The 18,003-nt window shown below is 67.4% G+C and carries 11 protein-coding genes, 1 other RNA gene and 2 pseudogenes; 5 read left to right on the forward strand and 9 right to left on the reverse strand.

The features are described from left to right. Positions 1 to 340 precede the first annotated feature (340 nt). The 3 genes from ABT254_RS35860 to ABT254_RS35870 form a co-directional block, all read right to left on the reverse strand. Complete coding sequence (locus tag ABT254_RS35860) at positions 341 to 2,227, reverse strand: DNA/RNA helicase domain-containing protein (protein ID WP_351479790.1); 1,887 nt, start codon at positions 2,225 to 2,227, stop codon at positions 341 to 343. 470 nt (positions 2,228 to 2,697) lie between these two features. After that, complete coding sequence (locus ABT254_RS35865; RefSeq protein ID WP_351479792.1) at positions 2,698 to 4,380, reverse strand: SWIM zinc finger family protein; 1,683 nt, start codon at positions 4,378 to 4,380, stop codon at positions 2,698 to 2,700. Positions 4,381 to 5,931: 1,551 nt separating this feature from the next. Then, positions 5,932 to 6,390, reverse strand: a complete 459-nt coding sequence (locus ABT254_RS35870; RefSeq protein ID WP_351479795.1) for a peptidoglycan-binding domain-containing protein — start codon at positions 6,388 to 6,390, stop codon at positions 5,932 to 5,934. 636 nt (positions 6,391 to 7,026) lie between these two features. Between ABT254_RS35870 and ABT254_RS35875 the strand changes: the two genes are divergently transcribed. The 3 genes from ABT254_RS35875 (at position 7,027) to ABT254_RS35885 (ending at position 8,967) form a co-directional block, all read left to right on the forward strand. Beyond that, the gene (locus tag ABT254_RS35875) at positions 7,027 to 7,341 is read left to right on the forward strand and encodes a hypothetical protein (RefSeq protein WP_351479798.1); all 315 of its coding nucleotides are present in this window, start codon (positions 7,027 to 7,029) and stop codon (positions 7,339 to 7,341) included. A gap of 124 nt (positions 7,342 to 7,465) precedes the next feature. Beyond that, entirely contained in the window at positions 7,466 to 7,666 is a 201-nt protein-coding gene (locus tag ABT254_RS35880; protein ID WP_351479801.1) for a hypothetical protein, read from the forward strand. Positions 7,667 to 8,046: 380 nt separating this feature from the next. Further along, positions 8,047 to 8,967, forward strand: coding sequence for a hypothetical protein (locus ABT254_RS35885; RefSeq protein ID WP_351479804.1), 921 nt, complete (start codon positions 8,047 to 8,049; stop codon positions 8,965 to 8,967). Between the two features lie 103 nt (positions 8,968 to 9,070). Here the strand turns inward: ABT254_RS35885 and ABT254_RS35890 are convergent, their stop codons facing one another. Further along, positions 9,071 to 9,232: a hypothetical protein gene (locus ABT254_RS35890; RefSeq protein ID WP_351479807.1), complete on the reverse strand. Its 162-nt coding sequence runs from the start codon at positions 9,230 to 9,232 to the stop codon at positions 9,071 to 9,073. A 431-nt stretch (positions 9,233 to 9,663) separates the two neighbouring features. After that, the gene (locus ABT254_RS35895) at positions 9,664 to 11,940 is read right to left on the reverse strand and encodes a GmrSD restriction endonuclease domain-containing protein (RefSeq protein ID WP_351480004.1); all 2,277 of its coding nucleotides are present in this window, start codon (positions 11,938 to 11,940) and stop codon (positions 9,664 to 9,666) included. Positions 11,941 to 12,798: 858 nt separating this feature from the next. On the opposite strand from ABT254_RS35895, the pseudogene ABT254_RS46600 reads away from it, so the two are divergent. Continuing rightward, positions 12,799 to 13,328 (forward strand): annotated as a pseudogene (locus ABT254_RS46600) (winged helix-turn-helix domain-containing protein); the annotation flags it as partial. Positions 13,329 to 13,378: 50 nt separating this feature from the next. Here ABT254_RS46600 and rnpB read toward each other — a convergent pair. From rnpB to ABT254_RS35925, 4 genes and pseudogenes are all read right to left on the reverse strand, one after another. After that, positions 13,379 to 13,783: RNase P RNA component class A (rnpB, locus tag ABT254_RS35910), an RNA gene on the reverse strand. A gap of 118 nt (positions 13,784 to 13,901) precedes the next feature. After that, a pseudogene (locus ABT254_RS35915) lies at positions 13,902 to 14,684 on the reverse strand (DMT family transporter); the annotation flags it as partial. Between the two features lie 22 nt (positions 14,685 to 14,706). Continuing rightward, positions 14,707 to 15,528, reverse strand: coding sequence for an AraC family transcriptional regulator (locus ABT254_RS35920; RefSeq protein ID WP_351479813.1), 822 nt, complete (start codon positions 15,526 to 15,528; stop codon positions 14,707 to 14,709). 93 nt (positions 15,529 to 15,621) lie between these two features. Next, positions 15,622 to 16,281 (reverse strand): TetR/AcrR family transcriptional regulator, encoded by a 660-nt coding sequence (locus ABT254_RS35925; RefSeq protein ID WP_351479816.1) that lies wholly within the window; start codon positions 16,279 to 16,281, stop codon positions 15,622 to 15,624. Between the two features lie 47 nt (positions 16,282 to 16,328). Between ABT254_RS35925 and ABT254_RS35930 the strand changes: the two genes are divergently transcribed. After that, a complete protein-coding gene (locus ABT254_RS35930) occupies positions 16,329 to 17,933 on the forward strand; it encodes an FAD-dependent monooxygenase (RefSeq protein ID WP_351479819.1) in 1,605 nt (534 codons plus the stop codon). Positions 17,934 to 18,003 lie beyond the last annotated feature (70 nt).

Here is an 18,003-nt window from a genome sequence, read left to right on the forward strand (position 1 = left end):
GTGGCCGGGTCCTTCGATCGCGCCCATGTCTGTATCGGACACATCGCGCCCTCGGAAGTACCGGTATCTGGCGGCGAGATGCGGCACCATCCGCCGCCTCGAATTCAGAGTGAGCAGGTCCTGCGCAGACAGCCTCAGCAGGAGCATGGACACGAGGTGGTTCCCCCAGGGCACGAGTGACTCGTGCGGGTGGGGGCGTGTCCTCGCGTAGAGGAAGCCCGTCGGGCCGCAATTGGTACGGGTGATCTTAGGGAGCGCGGCAGCTCACGCGAGTTCCTCCCGCCAACTCATGGCATGTCAGCGGCAAGTTGGCGAAAGACTGCGGGTTCAGACTGGTCGTTCACGCCGTGACAGCCACGCGCCGCCCGGCACCCACCAGTTCTCGTAGCTTCTCCTGGGTCTCCCGGTCCGTGGAGTAGACGACCGTGCCGACCATTCCACGGGTCAGGAGCACCTTGTATGTGTTGCGGATCAGGCGGTCCACGTCTGCATCTGGCGTCGAGCGCTTGAACACCGGATCCTTGGACGCCGTACGGTCCGTCACCCAGCGGTCGCCACGCCACACCAGGTCAGGGCCGATGATGACGCCGGACCAGTCGTACTCGAAGCCCTGGGCGGTGTAGACGCAGCCGACCTGTCCGAAGCCCGCCGGGTCGGTGGCCCACAGCGCAGACGGGGGTGCGCCGGAGACGGAGCGGTCACCGCGCAGGTTCCAGGGGCGGGCCCAGTCGCCGATAACGACGTCGGGCGGGAGCGGGTCGCCAGGCTTGGGTTCCGGGGACCAGCGCCAGCAGTAGCCCGCAGACATACGGGCGCCGTAGCCCTGGGCCCGGCGAGCTTCGAGGAAGGCTTCCATCTCCTGCGGGCTGTCGGCGACCAACAACTGCATTCGGTCGTCGGGTTCCCACTCGACCGGGCCGCCCGGCTCCAGGCCGAGGAGGTGGACCACCCAGCGCAGGTAAGCGTCACTGCCGCCGCAGCGGAACTGGCTGTCCAGCGGGACGACAGTGCAAGGGATGCCCCGCTTCGCTGCTGCCGCCTTGATCTCGGCCACGGTGCCCATCTCGCCGGGGCGGACGACCTGGTGCTCGTCGAGGAAGAAGACGGGCACGTAGGCGACGTCGATGAGTTCGTCGATCTGTGCCCTGCCGGTACGGTGCGCGGCGCGCGTGTAGCGGTTGGCCGAGGTCTCCCGAATGCGGTGTGCCTCGTCGCAGATCAGGGCACCCAGGCTGTTCTTCTCGGCCGTCATGAAACTGTTGAAGTACTTGAACAGGTCCTGGACTTCCCGCTTGCGGGCTCCGGCGACCTTCCTCATCGTCTTCGTGAACGACTGCGAGCCGGTGGCATGCAGTGCCGGAACCCCGCGCCGGTAGAGCTCGCCGAGCAGTTGGAGAGCGATCACGCTCTTGCCGGTGCCGGGGCCGCCCGTGACGATGACGACCTCCTTGCGATCGGCGCGCTTCGCCTTCTCCACCGCGTTGAGCACCATGCGGTACGCCACCTGCTGCTCGTCGAGGAGGACGAACTGTGTGCGCTCGCGCACCTCCTCAGCCGCCACGGACATGAGCTGCTTCGAGGGCACTGTGGCACCTGCGTGGAGTTCATCCGCCGCCCGGGCCCCCGGGTGCTTGCCGCTCAGCCTCGTACGAAGGTGGTCGAGGAAGGCGCCGCGGCGTTCCGCGGTGAAGAGCAGGCCGTTGCCGTCGCGCTCGATCTCCCGCAGCCCGGTCACACCGAACTCGGTGGCGTTGTGCAGATATGCCACTCCGGCCACCCGGTGCTCGTGTTCGGACACGGCCCCGTTGAAATTGACGAGGTATTCGCAGTAGCGGCGGACCTGCTCGATGGGGTTGAGGACCGGATGGGCATAGGCGTCGACATGGCAGAGGGTGGGGTCGTCCTCGTGGGGCAGCGCCTGGCTCCACTGCTTCAGTTCCACGACAACGTACGACGGTTCGCCCGTGACCGGGTGCACTCCGGCGAGCACGACGTCTGCACGCTTGCTGTTCAACGGGAGCGAGTACTCCAGCATGACCTCCACGTCGCCCAGGCCGGCGTCGTTGAGTGCGGCGGCCAGGATGGGGATGCTGCGCTCCCATGAACGCGCCTCCGAGGCGCCGGGCCGATAGCCATGCATGTGGACGAAATTGTCGGTGAGGTGCAGGAACAGCGAACCGTCGAGTGCCATGACGGCGACCGTTTTCGCGGACGCGCGGAACAGCAAGGACTTCCCCCAGGCAGCACGAAAAGACTCGTGCGGGTGGGGGCATGTCCTTCGAGACTCCACCGGGGTGGAGCGGAAGCCCGTCGGGCCGCGTTGACGATGTGTTCGAGGGTACCTGGCGGTACTGACAGTCGTACCGGTGGTCGCAGTGGCGGTAGCAGACGCCGTGCCCGGTCTCCTCCGCCTCCGAACCGCCCGTCTTCAGCTGTCAGCGGTGCGCTTGTGCCGAACCTGTGCCGGCCTCACGACAGATGATGGGCTCCGTTGCCCCGATCTCGTCCAGCTTCGGCTCCAACTCGTCGGTCGAGCGAGGTCCGCTTGCCGGCGGAACGGGCTCGGTTCAGGGCAAGACGACCCGACTGCACTCCTCGCCATTGTTGGCGCGCTCGCGCAATGTGACCGAACGCCGTACGCATCGCGTGCACGAGGAGATGGAGCGCGAGGCGAGCGGGTCACGGCACCGCTCCGACTCACAACCCCTCCTTCTCCATCAGCCGCATCAGATTCCGCTTGCGCTTGTGGGCTGCGCGCAGCGCAGTGACGTACACGGCGAACTCGTCCGGTGTCCCCAAGCGTCGGTGGCAGTCGCGGATGCTCAAGAGCAGACTGACGAGCCGCTCGTAGACCGGGTTGCCGGTCTGTTTGGTGAGTGGTTCGGCCAGGCGCAGGTAGATGTCGAGTGCGTCGGCGGGACGGTGGGCGCGTGCCTGGTCGGCGAGGGTGAGCCACTGTCGATCGTCGGCGCCGGTGTCGGTGGCGGCCTGCCAGGCTGCGTCGACGTCCTCGTCGTCGAGCAGGGCGTCGACGAGGACCGGACCGCCGTACCATCCCTGACGCTGCTGCTCGGCGTCGGTCCGCAGCAGGGTGAGGGCGCCTTCGCGCTCGGCCGGCCAGGAGTCGGTCGCCCGCGCTGCGACGCGTAGTTGCCGGTACGTGAGCAGGGTGCGGCGGGCGCGGAAGTGGTCGCGGCGCAGGGCGACGGCGTCGGAAAGTCGCGACGTCCGCGTGTAGCGGTCGTAGAGGTAGTCGACGAGGGCGGTGTCCACGGCGGCGAGGTCGCGCGACTCCTGGATGCCGCGTTCCGCCCAGCGCAGCGACTCCTCGGCACGCCCGGCGCCGTCCAGTTCGCCGGCGATGACCAGGTGCGTGTGGCCGTTCGCCGCGAGGTCGGCCGCGTGCACGGCGATCACCGTGTCGACGTCACCGCCCTCCTTGGCCAGTCGTTCCATCAGGGACTTCTCGGCCCAGCCCTTGCGGTTGCCCCGCCATGCCTCGACCGCCAGCTCACGCAGGGCGGACATCCCCCATCCGCCTAGGACGTCCTCGTAGTCGAGCGGATCGATGTCGATGAGGCCGTCGTCGAATTCGCCGAGCGCGTGACCGACCAGCCAGCGCGCGAGTTCCTCCGGGTCCGGGCGTGCCGCGCGGCACGCTTCGAGATGGGCGTCGGCGAGACCGTCACCGACCTGGCCGAGCCAGCCGTCGGAGTCGTCGACGCTGTCCGTGGCGTCGGCCAGCAGCCTCATCGCCTCACGCGCCACGGTGATCGCGTCGGCTGCCCGGCCGGAGCGGGTGAGCGCGCCGATCGCGGACACCACCTGCCCGGCCTGGTCGGCGTAGGCGCGGGCGTCGGCGTACTCGACGTATCCGTAGCGGGCGAACGGGCCGATGTCGAGGAGTTCACGGATGCGGGCCCGGATCCCGGCAAGGTCCCCGCGGGCGCTTGCCGCCCGCAGCTCCAGGCGGTGCCGCAACTGCCGGTCCTCACCGACCAGTTCGCGCACCAGGGCGAGCAACTCGTCCTTGGACAGGGTGGACAGCCACGCGTCGAGGTCCTGCATGCGGGTCCGGGCCGCCTTGCGCTGCTGCGGCAGGCTCTCCCGCTGAGCCAGAACCGTCAGCCCGAGCGCAACCAAGTGCTTGCAGAAGTTGCCCTCCAGGCCGTAGGGGCAGTCGCACTCGCCGGAGAGCCCGTCGGGATCGTCGAGCGTCAGCTCCACCTCGTAGCGCTCCGTGCCGTGCACGGTCGCGGTGACCCAGCCGTCGCCGACCTCGACTCCGGAGACGGCGTCGAGGTAGCCGAGTCCGCGCTCGTAGGAACGAACTCCGGCCAGTGCTCTGAGACTCGCCTCGGTAAGGCCGCCCGTGATCATTCCGCCCAGCTCCCATGGTGCGATTGATGTGCTGTCACAAGATTGCCGTAGGCGGAGGGTGCGAGGTCACGAACTCTCAGGCTGCGCGAGATCACCCAGCAGCAGAACGGCCCCAGATATCAGTGCCAACACGTTTCCTTGCCGCCATCCCACGGGCTGCTGACCGATACCGATTAGGTGGGCTTCTATGACCGTGCGCTATTACGGCTCAGCGCCTGACGGGGTGTGGGAATTGCCGACCGGACCGCAATTCGCTACCAGGAGATCAAGGTCCTTCCAGACCCACCCACTCCTCGTACCTCACGCGGTAGGAATGCCCACCCCACTGAACGGTTTCCACGCCGCTAGTCCCGTCCTCATGCCCAGGAGTCAGAGATGCACCGTCCAAGGTGTGGTCCCATCCGCTCGCAGCGGCCGTCAGAGGCACGGGCCGATACGGCTTGCCGGATCTGCGGTCGTCGACACTGAGGTGCACCCAAGGTGTGCGCCGCAGGCCCAGCAACTCGTTTCGTTGTACTGAGGCGCCGATGTCAACATCGAATGAGGACATGTGGCAGACGGTGAGATTCCCACCGTCGGCCAGGTCCATCCCAAGGCATCCAGTTCCCGCATCTTGCCACCTGACGGTTCCGGGTGCCGGAGAATACATATTCGATGAAACTGCCGTACCCTCAGTCGGCTCTAGGTCGACGGCAAATAGCTGGTTCTGGCAGTGATCAGGACCTCTCCCAATCACGCACCCTCCTTCCGTATTGTGGTATCCCTGAACGACATGATACGGCGCTTGATCTTCACCAGAGTCGCGGCGGAATGGATCGGTCAGCACTGTTGCGGGAATCCCTCTGAACAGTTTGACCCTTATCGACCCTGCATTGTCCGCCAAGCATCGATCATCGTCATTGATGCGCAGATACACTGAACCGGACTGCGATGCATGAAGGATCTTCCCTTGAGCCACCGGTATAGCAGTGTCGCCACCCGCTGCTTCCCCTGCGTACAACGCCCCATAGGGGACGTGATCGTTTAGTTTGCATCCTTGGTAGATCTGACTGTCTACCGACGGCACGTAGCCACTGGCCCCAACTCTTTGGAAAGATCGGTAGTCTACCGTCCAGCCACCACCCAGGTAGGAGATAGTGTAGGTATCGCCTTCCTCTAGCTTGAACCCCGTATCCTGCCACCCCTTGGTCGCGGAAACCCGGAAGGTCGCGATCGGGCGCTGACTCGGTGCAGCGCCTACTGAATCAACAGGAACCAAAAGAGCCGTGGTCATTGCCACCGCAAGGCAAGATGCCAGCCTTCGAAGACGGACAGTCACTGGACCCACCTTCCTTGCGAAGAGCGCGGATAGCTTTACCAAGGCTCTAACCAGGCCGACTCCCCGAACCACGAGAAATACCCCCGCCGTCAAAAGCTCGTCACTTGAGCGACGGCTATTACCGTCATCCACCTCTGACTTCGGGTGGGGCGCCCCAGTGCGGCCGACCGTCTCCCCCGGCTGCGGTCGCGCTGTCCTGGCGCTGAAGAAGGCGCCCGCTTCGGCCGGGGACGTCAACAGAAGGGAGCATCTGGCGCGTTGGCCCAGAAGGAAAGGAACGACCAGGTCTGGGCTCCGATGCGCCCATCGACGATGATGTCGGCACATCTTTGGAAGTCCACTGTTGCGGATTTTGTGACTTGGCCGAAGTCTCCGTCCTCGTCCAGGCCTGCGCCTATGGCCTGATTCAGGTAGCACTGGGCTTGTTGGACTGCCGGCCCGGATGCCCCTAGGCGAAGGCTCGGTCGACTATCGGTGTAGTTGCATACGTCGTCCGGTCCTTGGGTCACAAGGTTTGTTGGGTTCTTCAACTTGTGTGCGGCCTGGATGCTGGTCACTGCGGTCGCAGGGATGCTGTGCGATGCCGCTACAGGCGGTGCTCCTGCAAGGGAAATTGGAAGGGCCAGTGCCGCTGCGGCGGTGAGCACACGTCGCATTCTGATCACCTCCGGGGAGGGTGCCCTAACTATCATCGTGCGCTTCCCTCACCCGGGCTGCATCTCGAGGAGTGCCGTCGAGGCCGCCGCTCATGCCCACCGAATTCGGATGCGGCCCGATTCGTGTCCGTCGCAATCCGGTGTTAGTTGCACGAGCCTACTGAAGCGGTGCGGTGTGCCGATGGGTGATGGGCTCGTGATGTCCCCGTTGAGCCTGACCTGGTACCTGAACAGCGCGGTGATTACGGTGCGTTGTACCACAGCCGAACCGAGGACGGATCGACGTTCCGAACCCGGCAACATGCTTCATGGAAGAACTTGCCGAGCTCGTCGCCGCCCACACCTCGATCCGACCCGCTGGGATCTGCTGCTGCAAGGCCGTACGGGGGTTTCGGGATCCGGACAACAGATCTCGCTACTGCTAGTCGACACGTGCCGGTCAGGAGGAAGACGAAATCGTCTCTGCTCAGGGCCTGTTGGAGCGTCTCGGTCAGCCGGCCAGCAGTTGATTGGGAGCCCTATTACTCACCGGCGAGACTCCAGTGCCGTCTGAAAGCGCATTGACGCCCATCCGCCGGGCGAAGCCGTGTCCGCCGCCCTGGCGCGCGCCGAGGCGATGCGGAACGAGCCGGAGCCGGAGCACTGTTAGCGACTCGAACTAGGCTCCGAAGGGTGAGCACACCCACCCCTGCCCCCGCCGCGAAGGACCCCAGCGCCTCCGAGTCGACCGCGACCGAACCGGCCCCGTTCGACCCGCACGACTTCCCCAGCGACCTGCGCGACGCCCAGCGCAAGGCCGCTGAGTACGGGGACCGGCTGTACGAGGCGCTGCGAAGCGCCGCAGCGGCCGTGCAGGGGCATTCGTGGTTGGAGCGCTGCGCGTGGCACGGAATCAAGGGCGCGGATATCGTCGCCGCCCGGCAGGCCCTCAAGTCCGCGAAGGGCGCCGTCCCCCTGGCCCGCGAGGACGTCGACACCGCTGCCTGAGCTCCGCCGGTCCCCGCTTGGGGCGGATGCCCCCCAAGCTGCTGTCCGACCGGCCTTGAGAACGCGGGAAGGGTTACAGGGCGGCCCACACGGGGCTCGCCCGCCCCGCTCGAGAGGCCACCCCATGGCTGACGTCGTCCGCACCTACGTGGTGACGAACTCCCGCGCTCTGTTCGGCGCCCGCGTCATCCGCTTCCGCAGCTCCGCCCCGGCTGGTTCCGTCGTCCCGCTCGAGGTCGACGGCCGCCCTGTCCGTGCGTTCCTCACGGACACGCCGCTCGCCGGCGACGTCCTGGCCGCGGAGTTGCAGAACGTCTACCTGTAGCGCGCGCCGTCTCTGCCGCGCCCGGTGGGATCCGGGCGCGGCAGTTCCCCGGCTCAGGTCAGCACGAGGAGACAGACAGATGGACCAGGTGGAGCAGCTCACGGGCCAGCCCGCCGGCCAACGTGGCGGAAGCGGCATAGAACGCTGCTTGCCCGAGGCCCTGGACAAGATGATGGCGGCCGCGTCGCCGCTTCAGGTCGGGGCGGTGCGTACGGTGGGACACGACGGTCTCCGTTCAGGGGATGAGTCGGCTGCCCCCGCACCGCTTGTTCCTGCCAGGGATCCGGTGCGGGGCGCAGTATCTGCTGGCCCCAAGCCTTGTGGCTGACGTCCGCTGAATGCAGCTCACGGAGCTCGAATCTCGATGTAAGTTCGGCGCCATGAACGAGAATCGGGTCGCCCCGTGGGTCGAGGGGACTGCGGCGGATCTGGTCGCCGACGCTCTCGCTCTGGGGGTGAAGGCCAGTCCCAGGATGGTGACTTCCTGGGTCGAGGACGGGCTGCTCGCTAACCCTGAGCCGCGCAAGACCAGCGCGCACGGCAGCGACCCGCGGGTCTTTTCCCGCGAGCAACGCGAGTTGTTCGCCAGACTTCTGGAGGCTCGCGAGCGCTCCCCGCTTGGGCGAATCCCGCAACGCTCGCTGGTCCGCGTCGTGCTGTACCTGTGGCTGATCGACGACACTGTGGTCCTCACCCCGCAGGCGCGCCGGGCCTTGCGGACCCATGCGCGGGCCACTGGCCAGACGACCGCCGTGAGGCGACGCGAGAACGTCCGCGCCATCGTCGAGCAACTCGCCCACCCCTCAGCCACGGTCAAGCAACGGCGCACCGCTCAGCTCATCCTCGAGGAGGGCGAGCGGACCGGGCGGATCGACGTGGATAGGCTGGCGGCGGTCCTCACGGAGTTGTACTCGCCCTGGCCAATCCAGCCCGGCATGCCGAGGATCGAACGAGCCATGCCCGGCCCGTTCGGGCCCGTCCCCGTCCAGCACCACATCGCGATGTGGAAGGCCAAACAGCAGACGATCCGCCGCCTTCGGCACGAGGAGATCGACGAACCGGAGCTCGACCGGGTGCGCGGCGTCTATCGGCAGATGTGGGTCGACTACCAGGCGCGTCGGCTCGCGCTGGCGACCATCGGTGCCGGAGAGTTCGCGGCGTACTTCGCTGAGCCCGACACCATGGAGGGCCGCGCCATCGAGGCGGTCGATGCGTTCGTGTCGACGCTCGCCGGCGAACTCGGGCTGATCGAAGCCGCGTCCCATGCTGCAGAGACGGCGCGCCTCAGACTGGCGCGCTGACAGTCTCTCCTACGTCCGACGGGATCTCCCCCTGGTACCCCTTGCCGGCCTTCCTGGACGGCTCCGAGCTGCTCGCGCGCCCCTTCCTAAACCCGGGCTGTGGCTACTGGTATGTGCGGATCGTGACCCTCGTGTCGCCGCGCAGGTCCACTTCGACCTGGTAGCGCACGCTGCCGTCCGCCCAGTTCTGCCGCGCCATGACCCGCGCGTGCCGCCAGGCCCCGGCCGACCACAACTTCAGCGACGGGCGATCGCGCTCGGCCACGTCCACACCCGGGGTTTCGTTCACATATGGGATATCGTCCCGAATACGGGAATCGCGTGATGGATCCGGACCCCGTAGACGCGGACGGCTGGATCGTCGACCCTCCGCGGACAGCTACACCGAGGGGCGCCCGGTCGCCGAGCTGGACGGCCAGTCGGGGCTGCTTACCTCCGGCGCGAACCCGCAGCGCCGCGGCTCGGACAAGTTCCGCGACGTCTAAGCGATTTCAAGGGCCGGACACTGCGACGCGCGCTCCTTGCTCCGTGCCTCCTCGGCCGCGCCTTGAGGATCCTCCTTGGGCGACGTCGGCTTGCCCGGCACCTCGAAGTGGAACAAGATCGAGGTGCCGGCTGTTGAGTCTCGCCAGGTCCTCTGAACGGACTTCCAACCATGCGCACGACCAACGCTCGCGGGGCATTGAACCGCCCTGCTTATCCCCAGTGTTCCTCCTGGTAGCGCAGGAGGTCATCGCCGTGGAGTTGCTTGGTGGCGTTGCCGACCCGGACCCAGAAGTCGGTGGCGTCGTTGCCGCCCTTGGCGGGCTTGGCGAACACCGGCCTACCTGCCGCGGCAACGCTGATCTGACAGACGACGTTGCCGGAAATTTCGGGGAAGCGTACGCGGACGGTGGTCGCTGTCGGGGTCGACAGGCTGCTGTCGAGGAGTTGGCGTACGAAGAGCTCGTACCCGTCAGCGCTGGCCTGCGACTCCAGAGTGGCGAGGTCGTTCTCGATGCCGAGGACGGTCCCATCGTCGGCAACGCCGATATACAGGTTTCCGCCCTCGCCGTTCAGGAAGCCGCAGACGGCCTTGACGATGTTGTGCCGGAGGGACTTGTCGGCCTGCTGGGTGTGCACGTTCCAGCGGGCGCTTGCCTTGAACTCGGTACCCTGGGACTCGCCGGCGGCGATCATGTCGGCCGGGGTGGTCGGGACGTACGCAGGGCGTTCCCCCGTGAGGGTTTCGAACGCTTCCCGCACGACCTTGGCGATCAGCTGGCGCCGCCGTTCCAGGAAGGTGAAATAGTCGAGCTGCTCCCAGCCGACTGGGAGCGCGTGCCACCGTACCTGCCGCTTGAGCGCCTCTGGGCCCATCGCGTCCGTGATTCTCGGCCAGTAGTCATGTGGTGCGTCGGCGTTGGACTGCTCGCCTGCCGGCCACGTCACGTAGGCCATGTTGGCGATGGCATTGACCTGGCGCCGGTCGGTGATACCCAGTCTGGCGAGTGTCTTGCGGTGGAACAGGTTGTCCCGGTCGACAGCCTTGGCCGGTTTGACTGAGGGGTCCAGCAGATCACGGATTCGTTGGTCACCGAAGAGCATTTCGGCGTCAAGGATGTTGAGCGCCGCCTGATAGGCAAACAGCACCGGTGAACGCGACGAGGATGTGTCCAACCGGTTCGGCAGGGAGATGTCCCAGTAGTCGCCGGTGAAGTTCGCTGCGATGATCCGGTCGAGTTCTGCGGTGAAGGCTCGGCCGTCACCTGGCGGCAGACTGCCAATGCGTCCCAGGTCGAACTCCATCTGTGATTCCGGCGAGTTGGAGTACCGGCCGGTGGTGTGCGCCATGAAGAACCACCGGCCGATCACGGGACGGAGTTCATCGGCCGTCAGCCCGAAATCGTGGCGTCCGATCAGCCAGATCGTGTAGCTGTACAGCAGGGCGTTGTCGGAGGTGATCATCTTGCGACTGCGGAACCCAGCCGCCGTGACGCACTGGAAGAACTCGTGCCAGCTCGTCAGGTCCAGAACCTTCGTGTGTGCTTGGGCGAGCCGGTCGAACTGCTCCTGCCGTCGAGCGGCGGTGACCTTGCCGGTTTCGAGGTCCTTTCCTCGTAGGACGCTATAGACGTGCTGCAGCCGGGCGCGCCGGAAAGCAACAGCTACGGCTACGCGCAGCAGTTGGTCCGGGCTGGGATCCAGAAAGGCGTTCCGAGGGCTCGGACCGGGGAGTCCTGCGATCACCGCGCGCCGACTGAAGTCTTCGAGCTGGCGGCGCCCCTTCTCCCAGTGCACTGACATCAGGGTGAGGATGAAGTCGGACTGGTTGAGCTTCACGCCTTCGGAGTTGATGCGCACGAAGATGTCGGCGACCTGCTCCTCGTCGGCCGAAGCCCCCAGCTCCACAACCTGGAAGCGAAACTCATGCAGGTCCCGGACCCTGTCTATGCGTTCTTCGAGCTCATCCTTGGCAGCGTCCGACAAAGGCTGTCTGCTGGCCTGTTCGAGCCGTTGGAAGAATTGCCGGACGGTGGACTTGTAACCGCCTTGGGCCCACAGCGCGGTGATGTCCGGAATGAAGTGAGCGTCACGCTCGATCGCTGCGTCCGTGACCTCGAACGTCTGGTCCTCCGGGTGGAACGCGATTCGAACGTTGATCTCGTCGAAAGACTTAGTGACGATCTTACGCCCGGTGAGGACAGCGAACAGGGCGGTGAGCCGCTGCTGCCCGTCAACGACCAGCAGCTGGGGTGTTCGATCGCCGGCTTCCGTTCCGATCTGCCGCGTCCCCACCTCAGCGCCGGTCTCCCAAAACATCAGGGTGCCGATTGGGTAACCCCGATACATCGAGTCGAAGAGATCGCGGGTCTTCGCCGCGGACCAAACGAACGGGCGCTGGATGTCTGGGAGTCCGATACTGCCGCCTTCGATGTTCTCGATCAGGTGCCGGAGCGTGTAACCAGTGTCTCGATACAAAGTAGGTGGCACGGCCAAGGGCTCCTAACGTTCGAGGGCAACTGGTCGGCGAAGGCGGTCAGAGCGTAGGAACAGCATCAGATTTCTACCACGCGGACACGCTACAACGCAGGGCCAACGGCGCTCGCCACAAGGAGGAATGCACGGCGGCGGGACCCAACTAGGGCTCTTTTCAGGTGCCATGGCGATGAGCCTCGCCGGAGGGTCGTCGTACGTAACGCAGTTCCGTCGAGAGACCCTCGCACGGCACGTCTCGCTCGGACGGCGGTACCGAAACGACGAACTCAGCAACAGGCCCCTCATGTCGACATCGGTTAACAATCATGCGAGATGAGGACTGGAGCGCACTTAGATGCAACTTCCCTTATGCTGCGGAATATCGGTAATGTCCGCGAGCCGCAGACGGTTCGGTCCGGCCGCATTGGAGTCACGATGGACGAGGTCATCTGGCACCGGCGGGTCGGCCTTCTTGATCCGGCCTCGCCTCTTTCGGAACACGCTCCACCAGCGACTGTCCCGGCAGATCCGCCACACGGTCCGGTCCGTCATGCCGACCCCTGCGGCGCGGACTTCGTCCGCCAGGAACCGGTAGCTGCACTCCGGGTCGTCACGGTGGGCATCGAACAGGACGTTCGCGCGGCACGCCTCTTCGAATGCGGCAGGGGACCTCGGCTGATCAAGCCAGCGATAGTAGGAGCTTGAGGACCCCGGCACGAGAAACAGGCACCCCGTCGGCGGCCAGCTCTTTCACGACCGGGTAGACACTTTTCCCGAAGGTGCGCCTGCGACAGTTACTGATCTCGTCGGACTGTTGTCGGATGCTGGTCCCTGCGGTAGGTCGGTGGCACGCGGTACGCGCAGGGTGGCGGGCTGACCGTCGAGCGGCGGATCCGGTACCAGGCCGACGAGCGGTTCGCGCGCGGTGAGAGGACCGCGGTGATCGCGAAGGATCTACGGGTGAGTGAGCGGTCGGTGGAACACTGGCGTCATGCCTGACAGGAGGGCGGGATGGACGCCCTCGCCTCCACCGGGACGGCGAAACTTCCCAAGGTGTCCGACGGCCAGTTCGCCGAGTTGGAGAAGGAGTCGGCCCACTGGCCGGCCGAGCACGGCTGGGAGGACCAGCGGTGGCCCCTGGCACGGGTCAGAGCGCCGATCGCCTGGAAGCTCGGCATCAACTGCTCCTCAGCGGCCGTCTTGCGGCTGCTGCACCGGCATGGCTGGTCCTGGCAGTCTCCGGCCCACCGCGCACTGGAACGCGACGAGCAGACGGTGGGTTTGCGGAAGAAGGACGTGTGGCCGCGGGCGGAATGACCGCGGCGGCGCTGGGGGCCTACATCGCGTTCGAGGACGAGGCAGGATTCTCAGTGACCCCGCCGTGCGCTCGCACCCGAGGCCGGGTTTGTTCAAGCGCTAAACATGGCATCTGACCTACAGAAACGCGAAGCGGCAGACGAGTCGGGCTATACGCCGGGTTCTGTCACCCGGCCGCCTCGCGGCGGCCGGGGAGACGGCCATCCATCTAGGACCGGTGTTGCCACCGGCCTCGTGCGGTCTACCCGCGGACTCGGGCGGGCAGCCCTCGAACGTCCGCGCAGAGCGCGTGTTACCGCGCTCCTTTTGACCTTGCTCCGGGTGGGGTTTACCTAGCTGCCCAGGTCACCCTGGGCACTGGTGGTCTCTTACACCGCCGTTTCACCCTTACCCAGCACCTGAGTGCTGGGCGGTTTGTTTTCTGTGGCACTGTCCCGCGGGTCACCCCGGGTGGCCGTTAGCCACCACCCTGCCCTGTGGAGCCCGGACGTTCCTCGGGAAGCCCCTCAAGGGGACTCCACGCGGCCGTCCGCCCGGCTCGTCTGCCGTGTCGACCATGCTACCGGGCGTCCGCCCTTCGCCGGACCGGAGGCCGCCGTCGCCAGGACCGAGCCCGCCAGGATGAGGGTGAAGGCGATCGCTATGCCGGCGGTGAAGGGCTCGTCGAGGAACAGCGCTCCCGCTGCTACCGCTACCGCCGGGTTGACGTACGTGAACACCGTCGCGCGGGTCGGGCCGACCTCCTTGATCAGTTCCAGGAAGGCCACGAATGCGAGTGCCGTGCAGATCGCTCCCAGGGCGATCAGGGCCGTCAGGACCGAGGCGGAGGGGACGGATGACGGCCAGGTCGCCGCCGCCGGGGTTGCGTAGACCAGCGCCGCCAGTGCCAGGCACGGGGCCGTCAGTTGCAGGGTCGGGACGTCCTTCAGGCGGCGTGCCGCGATCAGTGGTGCCGTCGCGTAGCCCAGCACCGTCAGCATGACTTCCCCGAGGGAGCGGGCGTCGCCGCCGGTCAGGTGCGGGACGGTCAGTACGGCTACGCCCGCCAGGCCCAGTCCGAGGCCCGTCATCCGCCGTACGCCCAGGCGCTCCGTGTCGCCGAAGAAGCGGGCCAGCACCACGCCCACGATCGGCACGCCCGCGATCAGCAGGCCCGCCGTGGAGCTCGACAGGTGCCGTTCCGCGTCGGTGAGCGTGAACCACGGGCCGATGATCTCTATGCACGCGAAGGCCAGCATCGGCAGCCAGTGGGTGCGGACCGTGCGGATCAGGCCGCCCTGTCGTATCGCGAAGGGGAGCAGGAGGAGCGCGCCCAGGGCGCAGCGCGTGAAGACCACCATCGATGGGGACAGGGGGGCGTCCACCGCTACCTTGATCATCAGGTAAGGAATGCCCCAGATCACTCCCATCAGGGAGAACAGGAACCAGCCGCGTGCAGTCATGCGGACAGCATCGGCTCACCGGCTACCTGGCGTCTTGAACGCTGTTGCGGTACGCCGCCGGGGTCACCCCCAGCACGCGGCGGAACCAGCGCGTGAGGTGGGCCTGGTCCGCGAAGCCGACCAGGGTGGCCACCTCGGCCGGGCGCAGGCCCGACTCCAGCAGCGGGCGCGCCCGGCTCACCCGGTGCTGGGCCAGCCAGGCGTACGGCGGTATCCCCATCGTCGTACGGAAGGCTCGGAGGAGTTGGTAGCGGGACAAATCCAAATCAGCCGCGAGGTCGGCCAGGGACGGGGGGTCCAGGAGTTCGTCGGCCAGGCGGTCGCGGACCACGAGAGCGATGCGGTCGGCGCCCGGCACCGCGTCCGGGGCCGAGCGGGCCGTGGAGTGGCGGCGGGCCAGGGCCGTCAGCAGCCACGGGAGGCGGGACTCCGCCTCCAGCGGGTCCGGGCAGACGCTGAGTTCGGTGTGGGCGAGGCGGAGGGCGGTGACCAGCTCGGGGTCGTCGATCACGGGTTCGCGGAAGTGCGGGAGGCCGCCGAGGGTGCCGTCGGTGAGGAGGCCGGGGTCGGCGTAGAGGGCGCGGTAGGCGTAGCCGTCGGTGGTGGTGTCGGGGCCGCCGGTGTGCATCTCGCCGGGGTCGAGGACGATGATCGAGCCGGGGCCGGTGCGGATGTGGCCGCCGCGGTAGTCGATGACCTCGGAGCCCCCGACGCAGACGCCGATGGTGTACTCGGCGTGCGCGTGCGGGGCGTAGACGTGCCGCTGGAAGCGGGCGGTGAGCAGGTCGAGGGGCGGTCCGCAGCGGCCCAGGCGCGCGCGGGTCCACAGTGCCTGCTCGCTCACCGGGCGCCCCCATCAGTCGGTCTACGTCTCCTTCGTCGTACGGGGTGCAACAAAGTCCGGCCCGTTTCCATGCCCCCCGGTCCGCACGGGGCGCTATAGATCCATTCGCTCCAGTACGTCGAAGACCGCCTCGATGCGTGCCCGGTGGTCCGCGAGCAGCTCGGCCGCCGGCTCTCCGGCGAGCAGGCGGCGGGCGGTGGTGACGTAGACCGAACGGTAGGCGGCGACGGTCAGGGCCGCGAGCAGGTGCGGGTCGGCGACGGATGCTTCCGCCAGCGCCTCCGTCAGGGCCGTCTCCACCTCCTCCAGGCCCTCACGGGCGCGGGCCCGCAGGCTGGGCGACTCCATGACGACCCGCCAGAAGGTCGGGAAGCGGTCGTTGACCCCGGCCAACGGGTGGCCCTGGTCGAGGAGTTCGAGTGCCAGGCGGCGCAGGGCGGCCAGCGGGGTCTCGTCGGGGCGGCGGTCGCGGACGGCGCCGGCGAAGGTCGCGGCGGCCTCGGGGATGCGGTCGAGGTAGAGGTCCTCCTTGCGCGGAAAGTAGTTGAAGACGGTCATGGCGGACACGTCCGCGGCCCGGGCGACCTCTGCCACAGTCACCGCGTCGAAGCCGCGCTCCTGGAACAGTCCCGTCGCGATGTCGGAGATCCGCTGCCGGGTCTCCCTCTTCTTGCGCTCGCGCAGCGGCAGTTCAGCATCCGTGCGCTCGTCTTCACGTTCACCTGCGTGTTCACCTGAACGTTCGCCTGACATGAGAAAACTATAGCGAACAAAAAGTTTTAGTGACTACACTCATACTCATGGACAACCTCATGAACAACCCCATGAGCACGAAGACGACGTACGACGTGGTGGTGGCCGGCGCCGGGCCCGTAGGCCTGCTGCTCGGCTGTGAGCTGCGGCTGGGCGGGGCGCGGGTGCTGGTCGTGGAGCGGCTGGCGGAGGTGGACGAGACGATCAAGGCGGGGTCGATCAACCTGCCCTCCGCAGAGGCGCTGTACCGCCGCGGGTTACTGCCCGCGCTGGCCGCGGTGCAGGAGGAGGCGATGAAGGGCTTCCGGAAGTTCCGGCGGGCGCGGGGTGAGGACGAGGACGCACCCCCGCCGCCCAGGTTCGCCGGGCACTTCGCCGGGATCTGGCTGCACGGGGAGCTGCTGGACGAGACCGACCCCGACTTCGGCGGATCGGGTCCCGCCGAGCGGGTCGGTTTCGTCCCGCAGGCCACGCTGGAGCGGATCCTCGCCGGGCGAGCGGAGGAGCTCGGGGTGGAGGTGCGCCGGGGCGTCGAGCTGACCGGGTTCGAGATGTACGACGACCACGTGGTCGTCGACGTAGCCGATGCCGCGACGGGAGCGACGGGAGCGACAGGCGCGACGGAGAAGATCCGCGCCGGCTGGCTCGCCGGCTGCGACGGCGGGCGCAGCACGGTGCGCAAGATCGCCGGGTTCGACTTTCCCGGGACGGACCCGGAGATCACCGGATATCAGGCGCTGGTGGAGATGACCGGCGCGGAGGGGCTGAAGACCGGGTGGAACACGACGGACGTGGGGACGTACGTGCACGGGCCGATGCCGGGGCGGATCCTCACCGTCGAGTTCGACGGGCCGCCGGCCGACCGTGAAGTGCCCATCACCGCCCGGGAGTTGGAGGGCAGCCTGCGCCGGGTGACCGGGGTGGAGGTCACGGTGACCGCGGTGCACTCGGCGACCCGGTTCACCGACAACTGCCGTCAGGCGAGCAGCTATCGCAAGGGCCGGGTGCTGCTTGCGGGCGATGCGGCGCATGTGCACTCGCCGTTCGGCGGGCAGGGGCTGAACCTCGGCATCGGGGACGCGATGAACCTGGGCTGGAAGCTCGCGGCCGTGGTGCGGGGACGGGCGCCCGAGGGGCTGCTCGACTCGTACACCGCCGAACGGCATCCGATCGGCGCCTGGGTGCTCGACTGGACACGGGCCCAGATCGCCCTGATGCGGCCCGAGTCGCATGCGCGCGCCCTGCGCGAGGTGATCACCGAGCTGTCGCGGACGGTCACCGGCACCACGTTCTTCGCCAAGAAGATCTCCGGCGTCTGGCAGCGCTACGACCTGCCCGGCGACCACCCGCTCGTCGGCCGCAGCGCCCCCGACCTGGAACTCTCCGACGGCACCCGCCTCGCCGACCACCTGCACACCGGGCACGGCCTCCTTCTGGACCTCACCGACGACCCCAAACTCCGCGCCCGCGCCGAGGGATACGACGACCGGGTGGACATCCGCACCGCCACCTGCGCCGACCGGGCGGGGCTCACCGGGCTGCTGGTGCGCCCGGACGGTTTCGTCGCCTGGGCGGCGGACGAGGACGACGAGGGCGGGAAGGCGCTCGACCGAGCGCTGAAACTCTGGTTCGGTGCTTCGGTCGGGGGTTGACCCCTCCCCGGGCTTGGACGGGCTGCTGAAGCGGGCGGTCACCAGGCCGAGGGCGGCTCGCAGGGGCAGA

Origin of the sequence: Streptomyces sp. NPDC001137 (assembly GCF_040298885.1) — a bacterium.
In the GTDB taxonomy this organism is placed as follows: domain Bacteria; phylum Actinomycetota; class Actinomycetes; order Streptomycetales; family Streptomycetaceae; genus Streptomyces.